This window comes from Nocardia sp. A7 (genome assembly GCF_046549215.1).
Classification (GTDB): Bacteria; Actinomycetota; Actinomycetes; order Mycobacteriales; family Mycobacteriaceae; genus Nocardia.
In genome coordinates this window covers 175,509-192,279 of record NZ_JAJPWE010000003.1, presented here as the reverse complement: position 1 = coordinate 192,279, position 16,771 = coordinate 175,509, and the positions used below count along the sequence as shown (strand labels likewise).

Here is a 16,771-nt window from a genome sequence, read left to right as displayed (position 1 = left end):
GATGTCGCCGGGTTACCAGTGGGTGCCTGGAACCCAGCGGGCCGCGCGGCGTAAGGCAGTGCCGGTGGCTTTGCGGGCGGCTGACGGAGTCTTCGGGGTAGCCGGAGTCGGAGCCGGTGCCTCGGTGGGCTCGACCGATTCCCCTTTGGCCGCAGGGGAATCCGGCAGCGCGCGGTAGTAGCGGTGCAGGATGCGGTCGCGGAGTTTGGGGGTGAGGATGCCGCCGTATTCGGCGAGGGTGCCGAGGGGGACGTCGATGCGTTTGGGGCGTTCGGCGAGGGCTCGCACGATCGTGCCCGCGGCCCACTCGGGGGATTCGGAGGGGCCCTGGTCGCCGCTGGGGGCGATCATCGGGGTGCGCACCAACGGCATGTGGATGGTGGTGAAAGTGACGCCGTCGGCCAGGGTTTCGACCGAGGCGACCTCCGTGAACTTGTCCAGGGCCGCCTTGCTGGCGAGGTAGGCGGCGAAGCGGGGGGTGGCCACCTGCACGCCGGCGCTGGAGATGTTGACGATGTGGCCGAAACCGCGTTCGCGCATCTGCGGCAGCAGCGCGAGGGTCATCCGCAGTGCGCCGAAGTAGTTGACCGCCATGGTGCGTTCGAAGTCGTGCAGGCGGTCGGTGGAGCGGTGGATGGCGCGACGGATGGACCGGCCCGCGTTGTTGACCAGCATGTCGACGTGGCCGTGCTGTTCGAGAATGGCCTTGACGGCCGCATCCACGGACTCGGAATCGGTGACATCGCACGGATAGCCGTAGGCCTGACCGCCGGCGTCGACGATCTCGGCGACCACCTCGGCCAGTTCGTCGGCGCGGCGCGCGAGCAGGAACACGACACCGCCCTTGTCGGCGACCGCGAGCGCGGCGGCCCGCCCGATCCCGGACGACGCGCCGGTGATCACGACCTGCCTGCCGGTGAGATCGCGCCGTCGACGGCCCTTTTCGCCTGGAGAAACCTGAGACATCACTGCTCCTTTGCAGTTCGTTCCGTCTAACTTACTCCAAAGTAAGTTCGGGAGCCAGGCTCTTCGAGGAACTCGAAAATATGTTCGAATACCTCTCGCCATTATTCGAACGTATGTGCGATACTGGTGCGCATGGCGGACGATCGGATGGCGGACATCTATGCCGCGGTGCGGCTCGGCGGTGGCGACCCGGATGCGGCGCGCGCGGCGCTGACCAGGCTGTGGAGCGAAATAGGGGAAGGCGGCGACCCGTTGCATCGCTGCGTGGTGGCACACCACCTGGCGGATGTGCAGGAGTTGCCGGAGGGCGCGTTGCTCTGGGACCAGCGGGCGCTGGCCGCGGTGTTCGGGCCGGGCATTCCGCTCGATGAGGGGCTGCGCGGGTTCCTGCCCTCGCTGTATCTGAACCTGGCCGACAGTCATCGCCGCGTCGGTGACTTCGAGATGGCGCGGATGCAGTTGGCCATCGCGCGCGGGCACCTGGATGTGCTCGCCAACGATGCCTACGGCGCGGTGATCCGCTCGGGTCTGGGGCATGTGGAGGCCGCGTTGGAGTCGCGGTCGATGGAGCGCTTGCCCGCGAGTTGAGTTGTCTACCGACAGAAAAGGGTGTGGTGATGCGGGGGTCGTGAGAGGAGTGGGTGCATGGGCTGGAGCAACGGTCCGCCGACCTGGTCGGAGCTGGAACGAGTGCTTTCGGGCAAGCCGAGCGGCAGGCCCGCGCACGACATGCACCCCGGCGACGGCGGCGACAGTCCGGCCTGGTCACGCAAACGCGGCGAGTATCACGCCGCCGAGCTCGACCGGCCGACCGGCCCGACGGTGCCCTACGCGGAGCTGCACACCCACTCCGCCTACAGCTTCCTCGACGGCGCGAGTCAGCCGGAGGAGCTGGTGGAGGAGGCGGTGCGGCTCGGTCTGGAAGCGCTCGCGCTCACCGACCACAACGGGTTCTACGGGACGGTCCGGTTCGCCGAGGCGGCCAGGGAATGGGGAATGCCAACGGTTTTCGGTGCCGAACTGTCACTGGGAACCGATGCGGAGGCGGCGCCGGGCCGAGGGGATGCGGTCCGGCGCCGTTCTGTACCTCGGGGCGGAGTGCGTTTCACGCCGGAGCGAGGGCATGTGTCCGCACCGGACTCGGTGCCGCGCACGGGTTCTCCCGACCCGAACGGCCCGCACCTGCTGATCCTCGCCAGGGGGCAGGAGGGGTATCGGCGGCTGTCGAGGCAGATGGCGGCGGCGCACATGGCCGCGGGGGAGAAGGGGGTGCTGCGGTACGACCTGGATACGCTCGCCGCGGCGGCGGGTGGGCACTGGCATGTGCTCACCGGTTGCCGAAAAGGGCACCTGCGCACCGCGCTCGAGCACGACCTGAGTGCGGGCGACACGAGGTTACCGAAAGCTGAAGCGGCACTGCGAGAGCTGATCGAGCGCTTCGGCGACGGCCGGGTGAGTGTGGAGCTCACCCATCACGGCATCGCCACCGATGACGAGCGCAACGCACTGCTGGTCACACTGGCCGATCGCCTCGATGTGCCCGTACTCGCCACCACCGGCGCGCATTTCGCCTCCCCGGCGCAGCGTCGTCGGGCGATGGCGCTGGCCGCGATCCGTGCCAGGAGCAGTCTCGACGAGATGGCGGGCTGGCTCGCGCCCACCGGTGGTGCGCATCTGCGGTCGGGGGCGGAGATGGCGCAGCTGTTCGCCGAGTACCCGCATGCGGTGGCGAACGCGGCGGTGCTGGCTCGCGAATGCGCGTTCGACCTGCGGTTGATCGCCCCGAAGCTCCCTCCGTTCGACGTGCCGGCAGGCCATGACGAGAACTCGTGGCTGCGCCACCTCGCGCTGCGCGGTGCCGCCGAGCGCTACGGCCCACCGGAACGAAACCCGAAGGCGCACCGGCAGATCGAGCACGAGCTCGCGGTGATCGAGAAGATGGAGTTCCCCGGTTACTTCCTGGTGGTGCACGACATCGTCGAGTTCTGCAAGCAGAGCGATATCCTGTGCCAGGGCAGAGGTTCGGCCGCCAACTCAGCGGTCTGCTACGCCATCGGCATCACCAATGTCGATCCGGTCGGCAACGAATTGCTGTTCGAACGGTTCCTCTCGCCCGAGCGGGACGGGCCGCCCGATATCGATGTCGACATCGAATCCGACCGGCGCGAGGAGGCCATCCAGCACGTCTACGCCAAGTACGGTCGCGACTATGCCGCGCAGGTGGCGAACGTGATCACCTATCGCGGTAAGTCCTCGGTGCGCGATGCCGCACGGGCGCTTGGCTTTTCACCAGGACAGCAGGACGCGTGGAGCAAGCAGGTGAGCCGCTGGTCCGGCGTGGCCGCCGAGACGGGCACCGACATCCCGGACGCGGTGCTCGAACTCGCCGGCGAACTCGACGGTCTGCCACGGCATCTGGGCATTCACTCCGGCGGCATGGTGATCTGTGATCGGCCGATCGCTGACGTGTGTCCGGTGGAGTGGGCGCGAATGGCCGGGCGCAGCGTGCTGCAGTGGGACAAAGACGACTGCGCCGCGGTCGGTTTGGTGAAGTTCGACCTGCTCGGTCTCGGCATGCTCTCGGCACTGCACTACATGATCGACCTGGTGCGCGAGCACAAGGGCGAGGCAGTGGAACTACACGCGCTCGACCTCACCGAAGCGGGCGTCTACGAGATGCTGCAACGTGCGGACTCGATCGGGGTGTTCCAGGTGGAGTCGCGCGCGCAGATGGCGACGCTGCCCCGGCTCAAGCCGCGTAATTTCTACGATCTGGTCGTCGAGGTGGCGCTGATCCGCCCCGGACCGATTCAGGGTGGCTCGGTGCACCCCTATATCCGCAGGCGTAACGGCAAGGAGCCGGTGGTGTTCGACCATCCCTCGCTGGAGCGCTCGCTCACTCGCACGCTCGGCATCCCGCTGTTCCAGGAACAGCTGATGCAGGTAGCGGTCGATGTCGCCGGTTTCAGTGCGGCCGAAGCCGATCAACTGCGCCGTGCGATGGGGTCCAAACGTTCGCCGGAGAAGATGGAACGGTTGAAGGCCAGGCTCTACGAGGGGATGCGGGAGCTACACGGCATCACCGACGAGGTCGCCGACCGTATCTACGAGAAGCTCTACGCCTTCGCCAATTTTGGTTTCCCCGAAAGCCATTCGCAGAGTTTCGCCTCGATCGTGTTCTATTCGTCGTGGTTCAAGCTGCACCATCCGGCCGCGTTCTGCGCCGGGTTGTTGCGCGCGCAGCCGATGGGTTTCTACTCACCGCAGTCGTTGGTCGCCGACGCCCGCCGCCACGGCGTGCGGGTGCACGCCCCCGATATCAACGCCAGCCGCGCCGAACCCACCCTCGAGAACACGGGCACCGAGATCCGGCTCGGCCTGTCGGGTGTGCGCCACATCGGCACCGACCTCGCCGACCGCATCGTCGCCACCCGCACCGAACACGGCCCCTTCACCTCGATGCTCGACCTCACCGGTCGCGTGGAACTCACTGTCGCCCAATCGGAATCGCTGGCCACCGCAGGTGCCCTCGATGTCCTGGTCGATACCGAAAGGTCGGAGTCTGTTGATCCGCAACGGGATTCGCGCGGTAGCAGCGTGCGCAGGGCTGCATTATGGGCAGCGGGAGCGGCGGCCGTGGAGCGCCATGACCGACTGCCCGGCACCGGGCCTGCGACCGTCGCCCCGTCCCTGCCCGGCATGAGCGCACTCGAACTCGCCGCCGCCGATGTCTGGGCCACCGGCATCTCACCGGGCTCCTATCCCACCGAATTCCTTCGCGCCCATCTGAATTCGCTCGGCGTGGTCCCCGCGGGCAATCTCCTGCTCGTCGAAGACGGTGCCCGCATCCTGGTGGCAGGTGCCGTCACCCACCGTCAGCGACCCGCCACCGCCGCGGGCGTCACCTTCCTCAATCTCGAAGACGAAACCGGCATGGTCAACGTCGTCTGCTCGGTCGGCCTGTGGACCCGCTACCGCCGCCTCGCCCAGAGCGCCACCGCCCTGCTCATCCGCGGCCGCATCCAAAACGCCGAGGGCGCGGCCAGTGTCGTCGCCGACCACCTCGAACACCTCGACCTGACCATCGTCGCCCGCTCCCGCGACTTCCGCTGACCAGCGCCCCGAACCGACCGGCTCCGAGTAGAACGCGGGCCTTGACCGCACTCACGCACTACGCTGCGAACATGCGCAAGCTTGTCGTGGTGATGATCGCGTTGCTCGGACTCGTGTTTCTGGTCGGGTGCGGCGCCGACAACAGCGAGGACCAGGCCGGTAAGGCGTCCGCGCCCACCGTCATGGGCGGGCCAGCCCCCGCTGTGGCGCCCGGGTTCCGGGAGGGTGCGCCGGAGCGGGACAGTCCGGCGCCGACGGAACAGTCGAATCGTAAAGAGGTGATCACCGGGTCGGTGGATGTCACCTCGGGCGATCCGATCGCCGCCGCCGGGACTGTCACCGAGCAGGTCCGCGCCGTGGACGGCCGCATCGACAGCCGCACCGAACAGCCCGGCACCGACAAGCGGACCGCGCGCGCCGTGCTCAGCGTTCGGGTGCCCGCCGACAGGACCGACGCCTTCATCACCGGGCTCGGTGGGGTCGGCACGGTCACCCGGGTCAGCACCAACCGTGACGATGTCACCATGCAGTGGCAGGACCTCGACGCCCGCATCCGCGCCCTGCAAGCCTCCGTCGACCGGCTCAAAGCACTGATCACGGCCGCGACCAACACCGCCGATCTGATCGACGCGGAGGAGGCGCTGTCGAGCAGGCAGGGTGAACTCGACAGCCTCACCGCGCAGAAACGCAGCCTCGACGATCAGGTCGCGCTGTCGACGCTGACCATCACCCTCACCGCCGACGACGAGAGCGCGCCAGGCGACCCGGACAACTTCTGGGACGGCATCGCCGCGGGCTGGCATTCGCTGATCGACTGGCTGCAGGACGCGATCGTCTTCGTCGGCAAGGCCCTCCCGTGGCTCGGCTTCCTCGCGGTGATCGGCGGATTGCTGTACGCCGCACTGCGATTGCTGCGCAGGCGTCGCACCGGAGCGCACGCGACCACGGCACCGGCAGCCACGACTCCGCCCGCCGCACCAGCAACCACCGCGGGCGACGACCAAACCGAACAACGGTAAGGCCCACTGGTCGAAGACGGCGCAGGGTCAGACCGCGCCCGGAAAACCCAGCTGCCGCCACGCCTCGTACACCGACACCGCCGCGGCGTTCGACAGGTTCATCGAACGCCGCCCCGGCAGCATCGGGATGCGCACCTGCTCGGTGATCTGCGGATCGGCCAGCACTTCCGCCGGCAGCCCCGTTGGCTCGGTGCCGAACAGCAGCGCGTCGTTGTCCTGATAGGCGACATCGGTGAAGCGGGTGGTCGCCTGCGTGGTGAAGGCGAACACGCGCCCCGGCTGGATCGCCGCGAACGCCGTCGCCAGATCGGGATGCACCGTCACCACCGCGAGGTCGTGATAGTCCAGTCCGGCCCGGCGCAGCTTGGCTTCCGAGAGGTCGAAGCCGAGCGGTTCGACCAGGTGTAGCGCGCAGCCGGTCCCCGCGGCCAACCGGATCGCATTGCCGGTATTGGGCGGAATCACGGGCTCGTGAAAGATCAGGTGCAGCACAGCCGACCACTCTGTCATGCGGCGCCCTGTCCGCGCGCAGGTGGTATCTGGAACAATCGGGCTCGTGAACGAGGCGGAGACGACCGGCAAGCACCGGGTCGCGCGGTTGAGCGCGGGGGAGCAGTACCTGCGCAGTCATCTGCCGATGACCGTGGTGACCGCGCTGATCGTGATCGCGGTCGGCTTCGTCGCGTGGGATCGGTGGCGTCGCGGCGCGCTGATCTTCGGCAGCGCCGCGCTGGTGGCCGCCGCGTTCCGGTTGTGTCTGCCGACCGTGCAGGTGGGGTTGCTCGCCGTGCGCAGCCGCCCGTTCGACGTGGCCGCGCTGACCGCGCTCGGCAGCGCCATCGTTTTCCTGGCCGCCACCATCAACACCCTCGGTGTCAGCTGAGGAGAACCGGCCGCGGCGCCGTTGACGCGGCCGGTCGCACACCCTCGATCACGGTGTCGTTCAGGCGGTTTCGGTGACGGCGTCCCACAGGCTGCGACTGCCGCGGCTGCCGTAGAGCTCGCGGGCCGCGTGCGGGGTGATGGTCGAAAGCTGTTGCGGCGGCGTGGAATCGGCATGTGCGGCGAAGATCTGTCCGGTCATCGGCGCGATGAACGGCGCCGCGTGGATGAGCGCCCAGTTGTCCCGGCGGGCGGCGGCCCAGGCGATCATCTTCGCGGGAATGCGTACCGACACATCGACAATGCGCGGCAGGTCGAACCGGCCGAGCTTGCGCATCCACCTGGGCAGGGTGGGAATCGTCGCCAGTGACAGCAGCCTGGCGCCGATCGCGAACGCCAAGCCCTTGTTCGGCGGTGTCCACAGCAGGTAGTGCATGGCCTGCACCGCCCGCTCGGTGACGCACAACTGAGGCCGGACCCGTGCGAAGTAGGCACGCACTTCCTCGCGATCGCGCGGCACGTCCGACGGTTTGCAGGTCTGTAGTTCGGCGGCGATCACGCACTCGGCCCAGTACCGATCCTCCTCGGCCGGGCTCAGCGGACCGGGGCCGTACATCTCGTAGGCCTTCAGTACCGAATGCCACCCGGTGACGTGGATCCACAGCTGTGCATCGGGGCTGTTGGCGCTGTAGCGCTTGCCGCTGACCGGCTCGATGCCCGTCATCGGCGCGTGCACCGTCATCAGGTGCTCGGAGGCCTGGATGGCGGTGCGGCCGTCACCGAGCGCGACCAGCACGAAATAGGCCAGCGTGTGGTCCAGCCGGACCGCCGGGTTGTCGTAGATGCCCTGCGAATCGGCGACCGCGGCGGTCAGGAACGGATCGAAGTGTTCGAGGGTGACGGCGCGCTGGAAGCCGATCAGCGCGGTCGGCGACCCCCACACCTTCCAGCTGGGGGAACCTGGCCCGAAGAAGCCGTAGTCGTCGCGGCGCAGGGTGAACGACCGCGACGCCGCTATGCCCCGCGCCTGCCGCCACAGGAGCGGCGCGCGCAGCTGCTCGACGCCGCGTTCGCCGTGCTGGGCCGGATGGAACTGCACGAGTTGAGCATGGAGGCCGTCGCGCAGGCGGCCGGTGTCGGAAAACCGGTGCTGTACACCGTGTTCAAGACACGCGCCGAACTCGTCGAAGCGCTGCTGGAACGCGAACGCGAACGCGGACTCGAGCAGATCGCCGACACGCTGCCGCGGGACCTGCTCGACACCGATCCGTTGACCGCCGCCTCGGCGACTGTCGAAGCGTTCGTCGGTGTGGCACTGGAGAACCCGACTCGCTGGCGACTGATCCTCGCCACGCCCGCCAGCGCCCCCGACGAATACCGCGCGGCCCTTCGTGCTTCGCGAACCGACATCTTGGAGCGCGCGGAATCGCTTGTCCGCATGGGCATCTCACTGTCGCCACGCTGGTCGGACATGGATGCCCAGCTGCTCGCGAACTCGACCCTCACCGTCGCGGAAATGCTCGGCCGACTGGCCGTCAGCGAGCCGAAAGAGTATCCGCGCGAACGACTTCAGGCTTACGTTCGCTCGATCGTCACTCTGCTCACCGGGTCGTGACGCTCAGCGGTTCTCCCGCGCCAGGCGCATCGTCTCGGTGAGCAACTTCGACACGTCGGCGGCCTCGGTGAGGAACCCGTCGTGCCCGTCGCGCGAATGCACGATCTCGAGACCCGCGCAGCCCGGCAGACCCTCGGCCAGTTCGGCCTGAGTGTTCAACGGGTACAGGCGATCCGAGTCGACCCCGCCGACCACGCACGGCACCGGCGTCGACGCGAGCGCGGCCGCGATCCCACCGCGCCCACGCCCCACATCGTGGCGGTTCATGGCCTCGCTGAGCAGCACATAGGTGGCTGGATCGAAGCGCTGACAGAGCTTGTCGGCCTGGTGCTCGAGGTAGCTCTGCACCGCGTACCGTCCACCGGTCCACGGGTTCTCGTCATCCTGGGCCCTGTTGGCGAACCGGTGGTCGAGTTCGCCGTCGGTGCGGTAGGTCAGGTGCGCGATGCGCCGGGCCAGCCCCATGCCGGTCATCGGCGCGCGACCGGTGCCGTGATAGTTGCCGCCCTGCCAGTCGGGATCGGCGGTGATCACGGCCATCTGGGTGGTCTGGGTGCCGATCTGGTCGGCGGTGGCCCTGGCCCCGACGGCCAGCACGAGCGCGGCCGAAACCCGCTCGGGCAGGCCGATCATCCACTCGAGCACCCGCATGCCACCCATCGAGCCACCGACCACCGCGCCGAGCCGCTCGATGCCGAGCACGTCGAACAACCGCGCCTCGGCGGTGACCTGATCGCGGATGGTCAGCTCGGGAAAGCGTGCGCCCCAAGGCTTTCCGTCGGGCCCGAGAGAGGAAGGCCCGGTACTGCCCTTGCAGCCGCCGAGCACATTGGTGGCGATCACGCACCACTCGTCGGTGTCGATCGGCGCGCCGGGCCCGACCATGCCTTCCCACCAGCCGGGCGCCCCGTCGGGCCCACCGACGACATGGGAGTCGCCGGTGAGCGCGTGTTCGACGAGCACCACATTGTCCAGCGCGGGCGAGAGCTCGCCCCAGCGTTGCACCGCCAGCCGCACATCCTCGACCACGGCGCCGTTCTCCAGCGCCACATCCCCGATGGCGACCAGACCGACTCGCCCGTCCGGCGGTGGCAGCAGGGCCACCCCGGTTCCGGGTCGGGCGATCGGCGATTCGGTGCTCACAGTCACGTCGTCGCCGCCGCGAACCCGGCCCGCAGATCGGCCAGAATGTCGTCGATTCCCTCGATGCCCACCGCGAGCCGGACCAGGCCGGGAGTGACGCCGGCCGCCAACTGCTCGTCGGGCGTCAACTGCGAGTGCGTGGTCGACGCCGGGTGGATCACGAGAGAACGCACATCACCGATGTTAGCTACATGGCTGTGCAGGCTGAGCGCGTCCACGAACTTCTTGCCCGCATCGACACCACCTGCCAGTTCGAACGACACGATCGCGCCCACGCCCTTTGGCGCCAGCTGCTTGGCCCGCGCGTACCAGGGTGAGGACTCGAGGCCCGCGTAGAACACGGCGTCGACACCCGGCTGCTCGGCGACGAACTTCGCGACCGTCTCGGCATTGCTGACGTGGCGTTCGACGCGCAAGCTGAGCGTTTCGATGCCCTGGGCGATGAGGAAGGCGTTGAACGGCGACACCGCCGCGCCCAGATCGCGCAGCAACTGCACGCGCGCCTTCAAAGCGAACGCGGGCGCACCCAGATCGGCGAACACCGCACCGTGGTAGCTGGGATCGGGCTCGGTGAAACCGGGGAAGCGCGCGTTGCCGTCGGCGTCGCGCACGGTCCAGTCGAAGGTGCCGCCGTCGACGATCACGCCCGCCACGGCCGTGCCGTGCCCACCCAGGTACTTCGTCGCCGAATGCACGACGATGTCGGCGCCGTGGGCCAGCGGCTGGATCAGGTAGGGGGTGGCGACGGTGTTGTCGACGATCAGCGGAAGGCCGTTCGCGTGCGCGACACCGGCGATGCCGGGAATGTCGAACACCGCGCTGCTCGGGTTGGCGATGGTCTCGCCGTAGAACGCCTTGGTGTTGGGCCCGATCGCCGCTGCCCACTGCGCGAGGTCATCGGGATCCTCGACGAACGAGACCGTGATGCCCAACTTGGGCAGCGAGTAGTGGAAGAGGTTGTAGGTGCCGCCGTAGAGGTGCGGGCTGGACACGATGTGGTCGCCCGCGCTTGCCAGGTTCAGGATGGCGTAGGTCTCCGCGGCCTGGCCCGAGGCCAGCAGCAGTGCCGCGACACCACCTTCGAGGGCGGCTACGCGCTGCTCCACCGCGTCCTGGGTGGGGTTCATGATCCGGGTGTAGATGTTGCCCGGTTCGGCGAGACCGAACAGCGCGGCGGCGTGATCGGTGTCGCGGAATGCGTAGGAGGTGGTCTGGTAGATCGGCAGTGCCCGCGCGCCGGTGGCGGCGTCGGGGGCCTGGCCCGCGTGGACCTGCTTGGTCTCGAAGGACCAGTTCTCGGGCAGGGAAGAGTCGGTCATGTCGTGCTCCAGAGGGGTGTCAGCCGGGGGATCTCGTCAACTGGGTCGGATCGACGGGTAACAACACATGGGGGCCTCCTGCAATGCGCGCTTGCTCTCGACTTTCGAGAGCCCGGTCATCACCCGGAGCACCCCACCGCAGCTGGAGGGTTGCCGACCAGCGAGCCGGGGCTTGGCGCTGGTACTCATGACCTTGTCGTCATGTTAACCGGAGATCTCTCTCCCGCGGAAACTTCCCCCGCATTTCCCGCCGAAGATCACTCCGTCGGCGGTGTGGCAGGCCTCGGCGTGTCGTCGCGCGTCGCGGATGTGTCGTGATCCGGTCGCGGTCTGAACTGGTCGTCCGGGCCCGCGCCGCCGTTGTGGGGGTGCGAGCGCCGCCGTGTTACTGCTCAGTAGCCGGTCAGGGCCCGATTGGGTGCCGCGGGGCAGGAGCGGCGGGATAGCTCCGATCAGTCCCGCACAGTGGGGCCTGCCGTCGCGGTGAGGTGGGGGACAGCAGTACGCTCGTCTTGTTTGCACCACACGTCCCGCAGACAACGCGGGGCATATACGTTGTCTGTTGGAACTGCTGGGGTCCGCTCACAAGCGTGTTCGCCTAGCCGTGCAATAAGGGCACCCACCGAGGAGGACACGAAGATCCATGTCCAAGATCAAGGTTGAAGGCACCGTTGTAGAACTCGACGGCGACGAGATGACCCGGATCATCTGGCAGTTCATCAAGGACAAGCTGGTTCATCCCTATCTCGACGTGAATCTCGAGTACTACGACCTCGGCATCGAGTACCGCGACAAGACTGACGACCAGGTCACCGTCGACGCGGCCAATGCCATCAAGAAGCACGGCGTCGGCGTCAAGTGCGCCACCATCACCCCGGACGAAGATCGGGTGAAGGAATTCGGTCTCAAGAAGATGTGGCGCTCGCCCAACGGCACCATCCGAAACATTCTGGGTGGCACCATCTTCCGCGCGCCGATCATCATCTCCAACGTGCCCCGCCTGGTGCCCGGCTGGACCAAGCCGATCATCATCGGCCGTCACGCCTTCGGCGACCAGTATCGCGCCACCGACTTCAAGGTCTACGAGGCGGGCACCGTCACGCTGACCTTCACCCCGGAGGACGGCAGCGAGCCGATCATCCACGAGGTCGTGAAGATGCCCGAAGACGGCGGCGTCGTCATGGGTATGTACAACTTCAAGAAGTCGATCGAAGACTTCGCGCGGGCCTCGTTCAACTACGGCCTGCAGCAGAACTACCCGGTGTACCTCTCCACGAAGAACACCATTCTCAAGGCCTACGACGGCATGTTCAAAGACACCTTCCAGGAAGTCTTCGACGCCGAGTTCAAGGCCGAGTTCGACGCGGCGGGCCTCACCTACGAGCACCGCCTGATCGACGACATGGTCGCCTCCTCCATGAAATGGGAGGGCGGTTACGTCTGGGCCTGCAAGAACTACGACGGCGACGTGCAGTCCGACACCGTGGCCCAGGGCTTCGGTTCGCTCGGCCTGATGACCTCGGTGCTGCTCACCCCGGACGGCAAGACCTGTGAGGCCGAGGCCGCGCACGGCACGGTCACCCGGCACTACCGCCAGCACCAGCAGGGCAAGCCGACCTCGACCAACCCGATCGCGTCGATCTTCGCCTGGACCCGTGGCCTCGAACACCGCGGCAAGCTGGACAACACCCCCGAGGTAATCGGTTTCGCGCAGGCGCTCGAGGATGTGGTCATCAAGACCGTCGAGGGCGGTCAGATGACGAAGGACCTCGCCGCGCTCGTCGGCGGCGACCAGGGTTACCTGAGCACCGAGGAATTCCTCGGCGCGCTCGACATGAACCTGGCTCGCGCACTGAAGTGAGATAGCTCTGGGGTCGCAACCGCGAACCTGCCTGGCTATGAAAGCGCTCGCATCGAATCCGATGCGAGCGCTTTTGCGTATGTACCCGGCGGTTGTTCCCCTCGGTGGGCTATCTCACGCTCTGCTCGGGTAGCGGATGGGTACCTGTGCCCGTTGCATGGAAGCGTGACTTCTTCCATTGCAGCCCCTGATCGCCTCGACGAGCCACGCACCAGCTGGCATGTCCCGGCGATGCTCGCGTTGGCGCTGGGTGGATTCGGGATCGGGACCACCGAGTTCGTGACCATGGGGTTGCTGCCCGATATCGCGCGGGCCTTCGATATCTCCGAGCCGTCGGCCGGGCATGCGGTGTCGGCGTACGCGCTGGGGGTCGTTGTCGGGGCGCCGCTGATCGCCGCGTTGTGTGCGCGGGTGGCGCGCAAGAAGTTGCTCATCGTGTTGATGGTCGCGTTCACCGTCGGCAATATCGGGACCGTGCTCGCGCCGACCTTCGGCACGCTGGTGCTCGCCCGCTTCGTGTCCGGGCTTCCGCACGGCGCGTACTTCGGTGTCGCTTCGCTGGCCGCCGCCACGCTCGCGCCGGTTGGGCAGCGGGCCAAGGCCGTGGCGGCGGTGATGCTCGGGCTCAGCGTGGCGAATGTGGTCGGTGTGCCGGGCGCGACCTGGCTCGGTCAGCACTTCGGCTGGCGGGACGCCTATGTGGTCGTCGCCGTGATCGGGATGGCGACGGTAGCCGCCCTTTGGCGCTACGTACCCGCCCTGACCAGCATGAAGATCACCAACCCGATGACCGAACTCGGTGCGCTGCGCCGTCCGCAGGTACTGCTCACCCTGGCTGTCGGCGCGATCGGCTTCGGCGGCATGTTCGCCGTCTACACCTACATCGCCACCACCATGACCGACGTCGCCGGCATGCCCATCGGCGCGGTCCCGATCGTGCTCGCTCTGTTCGGCCTCGGCATGATCGCCGGCAATATCGGCGGCGGCATCCTCGCCGACCGCGGCGTGGACCGCTCGATCTTCGTCGCCATGATCGCGATGGTCGTCATCCTCGCCGGCTTCGTCCTGGCCGCCCACAACCCCATCACCGCCGCGATCGGCGCCTTCCTCGTCGGAGCCGCCGGCGCCGCCCTGGCCCCCGGCCTCCAAACCCGCCTGATGGACGTAGCCGCCGACGCCCAAACCCTCGCCGCCGCCCTCAACCACGCCGCCTTGAACATGGCCAACGCCGCGGGAGCCTGGCTGGGCGGCCTCGTCATCGCCGCGGGCATGGGCTACACCGCCCCGGCCATGATCGGCGCGATCCTCGCCGTAGCCGGCGTCCTCCTGTTCACCGTTACGGTTTGGCTCGCCCGCCGCGTTTCCCCCGCCACGCCGCAACCGAATTCGTGATCCCGCTGCACCCCCCATACGGTGCAGCGCATGCCGAGCTACCTACACGAAGGTTTGCTTGATCTATTCCGCACGGCGGTCTCCCTGGCACCGACACTGCTGGTCGAGAAGTTCGACGTGCCACTACCAGACGTGGCCGAGATGCGCGCCGAGCCGTGCGACTTCACTGACATGGGACCCAAGGAATACCGCGGGGACCTGGCACTGAGTACGCATGACGATCGTAATCAGCCCATTCTCGGTGTGTGCGTCGAGGTGCAGCTGAACAAGAAGGATGATCGGCGATGGAAATGGCCGGTCTATGTGGCGACATTGCGATCCCGGTTGGGCTGCCCAGCCGTGCTGCTTGTCGTGACGCCGAGCAGGCAAGTCGCTGAATGGGCGGCGAAGCCGATCGAACTGGGCCCCTGCGGTTCGGTGATACATCCGTTGGTTCTCGGTCCCGATCGCTTTCCTCTGGTGACCGATCCCGACGAGGCTCGCTGTTGTCCTGAACGGGCAACGCTGTCCGCGATCGCGCATGGGGCGGGCCCCTATATGGATGAGGTCCTGCCAGCTTTCCTGGCCGGGCTGATGAAAATCGACGACGAACGTGTGAAATGTATCTGGATCTGGTCGACGACGCGTTGACCCTCGCGGCTAGCCGACGTTTGGAGGAACTGATGAAGAGCACTCCTGAATACCGCGGCCGCATTGCCACCAAGTACGTGGCCAAGGGTCGAGAGGAAGGCCGAGAAGAAGGGCGCGCCGAGCAAGCAGCTCGTGCGGTGCTCACGGTTCTGACCGCTCGTGGACTCGAGTTGTCTGCGGCACAGCGCACTCAGCTTGCTGCGTGTACCGATCTCGGTCAGCTCGACGCATGGTTGACGCAAGCCGTAACCGCCACTCGCACCGACGAGCTCTTCAGCTGACACGTATCCAGCCACCGCTTCCTCGGCGGTTCTAGTCGGCCGGGCGGGCCCAGCCGACGCTGAGTTGGACGGCTCGTTGCCAGCGTTCGTATTCGTCGTCGCGGATTCGGCGGTTCGCGGAGGGTGTCCATTGAGCGGCTACCTTCCAATTGCGGCGTAGCCCTTGGAGGTCGGGCCAGTAGCCGACGGCCAGTCCTGCCGCGTAGGCGGCGCCGAGGGAGACGGTTTCGGTGACCAGCGGGCGCATCACGGGGGTGTCGAGGACGTCGGCGATTATTTGCATGAGCAGGTTGTTGGAGGCCATGCCGCCCGCTACGCGCAGGGATTGAGCTTGTAGGCCCGCGTCGGCGTTCATGGCTGCCACCACATCGCGGGTCTGCCAGGCGGTGGCCTCCAGGACGGCGCGGGCCAGGTGGCCTTTGGTGACGTAGGAGGTCAGGCCGATGAGCAGGCCTCGGGCGTCGCTGCGCCAGTGGGGGGCGTAGAGGCCGGAGAAGGCGGGAACCAGGTAGCAGCCGCCGTTGTCGTCGACTGTGTTCGCGAGAGTTTCGATTTCGGGGGCGGTGGCGATCAGGCCGACGATGTCGCGCAGCCATTGGACCAGCGAACCGGTGACCGCGATCGGGCCTTCCAGGGCGTAGACCGGTTCGGGGCCGACCTGGTAGCCGATGGTGGTGAGCAGGCCGTGTCGGGAGCGGATCAGTTCGGTGCCGGTGTTCATCATGAGAAAGCCGCCGGTGCCGTAGGTGCATTCGGTTTCGCCTGGGGCGAAGCAGGTTTGGCCGAACAGGGCCGCGTGCTGGTCGCCGAGGGCGGCACCGATCCGCACGCCGGGGACGACGGTACGGGCGGTGCCGAAATCGCCGGTCGACGGTTCGATGCGGGGGAGCATGGCGGGCGGAATGTCGAAGAACCGCAACAGTTCCGCGTCCCACTGGCGGGTGGCGAGGTTCATCAGCAGGGTGCGGCCCGCGTTGGTGACGTCGGTGACGTGCTCGCCGGTGAGGTTCCAGATGAGCCAGGATTCCATGGTGCCGAACAGGACGTCGCCGCGTTCGGCGCGGGCCCGCAGGCCGTCGACATCGTCGAGCAGCCAGCGCAGGCGTGGTGCGGCGAAGTAGGTGGCCAATGGCAGCCCGCTCAACTCGGGAATGCGCTGTGCTCCAGGCAATTCCTTCATTCGATCGACCAACTCTTCGGTGCGTACGTCCTGCCAGACGATGGCCAGCCGCACCGGCAACCCGGTGTGCCGATCCCACACCACGGTGGTCTCGCGCTGATTGGCGATCCCGATCGCGGCCACCTGCTCGACGGTGATCCCGGCATCGCGCAGCGCCGCGGGCACGATCCGCTCGACCGTCCGCCAGATCTCGAGCGCGTCCTGCTCCACCCACCCCGACCTGGGGTAATGCTGGCGATGGGTCCGTTGCGCCATTCCCACCAGGCGTGCGTGCTGGTCGAAGACGATGCAGCGGCTCGAGGTGGTGCCCTGATCGATGGCGAGCACGAAACGTTGCGTCATCGTCTGCTCCCGTTGTCGGCGCGTACCC

General features: G+C 67.4%; 15 protein-coding genes and 1 riboswitch. Of the genes, 9 read left to right on the top strand and 6 right to left on the bottom strand.

Annotated elements, in window-relative coordinates:
* Positions 1-12: 12 nt before the first annotated feature.
* On the bottom strand, positions 13-966 hold the full coding sequence (locus ACLJPD_RS18975; RefSeq protein ID WP_410873702.1) for an SDR family NAD(P)-dependent oxidoreductase: 954 nt from the start codon (positions 964-966) through the stop codon (positions 13-15).
* A gap of 132 nt (positions 967-1,098) precedes the next feature.
* Between ACLJPD_RS18975 and ACLJPD_RS18970 the strand changes: the two genes are divergently transcribed.
* The 3 genes from ACLJPD_RS18970 (at position 1,099) to ACLJPD_RS18960 (ending at position 6,098) form a co-directional block, all read left to right on the top strand.
* On the top strand, positions 1,099-1,554 hold the full coding sequence (locus ACLJPD_RS18970) for a hypothetical protein (protein ID WP_410873700.1): 456 nt from the start codon (positions 1,099-1,101) through the stop codon (positions 1,552-1,554).
* A gap of 57 nt (positions 1,555-1,611) precedes the next feature.
* A complete protein-coding gene (locus ACLJPD_RS18965; protein WP_410873699.1) occupies positions 1,612-5,079 on the top strand; it encodes an error-prone DNA polymerase in 3,468 nt (1,155 codons plus the stop codon).
* A 71-nt stretch (positions 5,080-5,150) separates the two neighbouring features.
* Positions 5,151-6,098 carry a DUF4349 domain-containing protein gene (locus ACLJPD_RS18960; RefSeq protein WP_410873697.1) on the top strand — a complete coding sequence of 316 codons (948 nt, stop codon included), beginning with the start codon at positions 5,151-5,153 and terminating at the stop codon, positions 6,096-6,098.
* 27 nt (positions 6,099-6,125) lie between these two features.
* On the opposite strand, the gene ACLJPD_RS18955 is transcribed toward ACLJPD_RS18960, so the two are convergent.
* Positions 6,126-6,608 (bottom strand): tRNA (cytidine(34)-2'-O)-methyltransferase, encoded by a 483-nt coding sequence (locus ACLJPD_RS18955; RefSeq protein WP_410873695.1) that lies wholly within the window; start codon positions 6,606-6,608, stop codon positions 6,126-6,128.
* Between the two features lie 46 nt (positions 6,609-6,654).
* On the opposite strand from ACLJPD_RS18955, the gene ACLJPD_RS18950 reads away from it, so the two are divergent.
* Positions 6,655-6,981 carry a DUF3017 domain-containing protein gene (locus tag ACLJPD_RS18950; protein WP_235569656.1) on the top strand — a complete coding sequence of 109 codons (327 nt, stop codon included), beginning with the start codon at positions 6,655-6,657 and terminating at the stop codon, positions 6,979-6,981.
* A gap of 60 nt (positions 6,982-7,041) precedes the next feature.
* Here the strand turns inward: ACLJPD_RS18950 and ACLJPD_RS18945 are convergent, their stop codons facing one another.
* Entirely contained in the window at positions 7,042-7,998 is a 957-nt protein-coding gene (locus ACLJPD_RS18945; protein WP_410874491.1) for an oxygenase MpaB family protein, read from the bottom strand.
* Positions 7,999-8,067: 69 nt separating this feature from the next.
* Between ACLJPD_RS18945 and ACLJPD_RS18940 the strand changes: the two genes are divergently transcribed.
* Entirely contained in the window at positions 8,068-8,595 is a 528-nt protein-coding gene (locus tag ACLJPD_RS18940) for a TetR/AcrR family transcriptional regulator (RefSeq protein WP_410873693.1), read from the top strand.
* A gap of 3 nt (positions 8,596-8,598) precedes the next feature.
* On the opposite strand, the gene ACLJPD_RS18935 is transcribed toward ACLJPD_RS18940, so the two are convergent.
* Positions 8,599-9,744 carry a homoserine O-acetyltransferase gene (locus ACLJPD_RS18935; RefSeq protein WP_410873691.1) on the bottom strand — a complete coding sequence of 382 codons (1,146 nt, stop codon included), beginning with the start codon at positions 9,742-9,744 and terminating at the stop codon, positions 8,599-8,601.
* Complete coding sequence (locus tag ACLJPD_RS18930) at positions 9,741-11,057, bottom strand: bifunctional o-acetylhomoserine/o-acetylserine sulfhydrylase (RefSeq protein WP_410873689.1); 1,317 nt, start codon at positions 11,055-11,057, stop codon at positions 9,741-9,743. The genes ACLJPD_RS18935 and ACLJPD_RS18930 overlap by 4 nt, the downstream gene beginning before the upstream one ends.
* An 82-nt stretch (positions 11,058-11,139) precedes the next feature.
* A riboswitch (SAM riboswitch) is annotated at positions 11,140-11,250 on the bottom strand.
* 450 nt (positions 11,251-11,700) lie between these two features.
* Here ACLJPD_RS18930 and ACLJPD_RS18925 point away from each other — a divergent pair.
* From ACLJPD_RS18925 to ACLJPD_RS18910, 4 genes are all read left to right on the top strand, one after another.
* Positions 11,701-12,918, top strand: a complete 1,218-nt coding sequence (locus tag ACLJPD_RS18925; protein ID WP_410873687.1) for an NADP-dependent isocitrate dehydrogenase — start codon at positions 11,701-11,703, stop codon at positions 12,916-12,918.
* Positions 12,919-13,095: 177 nt separating this feature from the next.
* Positions 13,096-14,310 carry an MFS transporter gene (locus ACLJPD_RS18920; protein WP_410874489.1) on the top strand — a complete coding sequence of 405 codons (1,215 nt, stop codon included), beginning with the start codon at positions 13,096-13,098 and terminating at the stop codon, positions 14,308-14,310.
* A 30-nt stretch (positions 14,311-14,340) separates the two neighbouring features.
* On the top strand, positions 14,341-14,940 hold the full coding sequence (locus ACLJPD_RS18915) for a hypothetical protein (RefSeq protein ID WP_410873685.1): 600 nt from the start codon (positions 14,341-14,343) through the stop codon (positions 14,938-14,940).
* Entirely contained in the window at positions 14,910-15,221 is a 312-nt protein-coding gene (locus ACLJPD_RS18910; protein ID WP_410873683.1) for a hypothetical protein, read from the top strand. The genes ACLJPD_RS18915 and ACLJPD_RS18910 overlap by 31 nt, the downstream gene beginning before the upstream one ends.
* Positions 15,222-15,252: 31 nt before the next feature.
* Here the strand turns inward: ACLJPD_RS18910 and glpK are convergent, their stop codons facing one another.
* Positions 15,253-16,743, bottom strand: a complete 1,491-nt coding sequence (glpK, locus tag ACLJPD_RS18905; protein ID WP_410873681.1) for a glycerol kinase GlpK — start codon at positions 16,741-16,743, stop codon at positions 15,253-15,255.
* Positions 16,744-16,771: the final 28 nt, after the last annotated feature.

Bases quoted from the DNA above. Each gene is read 5' to 3' on its own strand.
- ACLJPD_RS18965 (WP_410873699.1), top strand. From the start codon at position 1,612: ATGGGCTGGAGCAACGGTCCGCCGACCTGGTCGGAGCTGGAACGAGTG.
- ACLJPD_RS18955 (WP_410873695.1), bottom strand. From the start codon at position 6,608: ATGACAGAGTGGTCGGCTGTGCTGCACCTGATCTTTCACGAGCCCGTG.
- ACLJPD_RS18930 (WP_410873689.1), bottom strand. From the start codon at position 11,057: ATGACCGACTCTTCCCTGCCCGAGAACTGGTCCTTCGAGACCAAGCAG.
- glpK (WP_410873681.1), bottom strand. From the start codon at position 16,743: ATGACGCAACGTTTCGTGCTCGCCATCGATCAGGGCACCACCTCGAGC.
- ACLJPD_RS18960 (WP_410873697.1), top strand. From the start codon at position 5,151: ATGCGCAAGCTTGTCGTGGTGATGATCGCGTTGCTCGGACTCGTGTTT.
- ACLJPD_RS18940 (WP_410873693.1), top strand. From the start codon at position 8,068: ATGGAACTGCACGAGTTGAGCATGGAGGCCGTCGCGCAGGCGGCCGGT.
- ACLJPD_RS18925 (WP_410873687.1), top strand. From the start codon at position 11,701: ATGTCCAAGATCAAGGTTGAAGGCACCGTTGTAGAACTCGACGGCGAC.
- ACLJPD_RS18975 (WP_410873702.1), bottom strand. From the start codon at position 966: ATGTCTCAGGTTTCTCCAGGCGAAAAGGGCCGTCGACGGCGCGATCTC.
- ACLJPD_RS18915 (WP_410873685.1), top strand. From the start codon at position 14,341: ATGCCGAGCTACCTACACGAAGGTTTGCTTGATCTATTCCGCACGGCG.
- ACLJPD_RS18970 (WP_410873700.1), top strand. From the start codon at position 1,099: ATGGCGGACGATCGGATGGCGGACATCTATGCCGCGGTGCGGCTCGGC.
- ACLJPD_RS18910 (WP_410873683.1), top strand. From the start codon at position 14,910: ATGTATCTGGATCTGGTCGACGACGCGTTGACCCTCGCGGCTAGCCGA.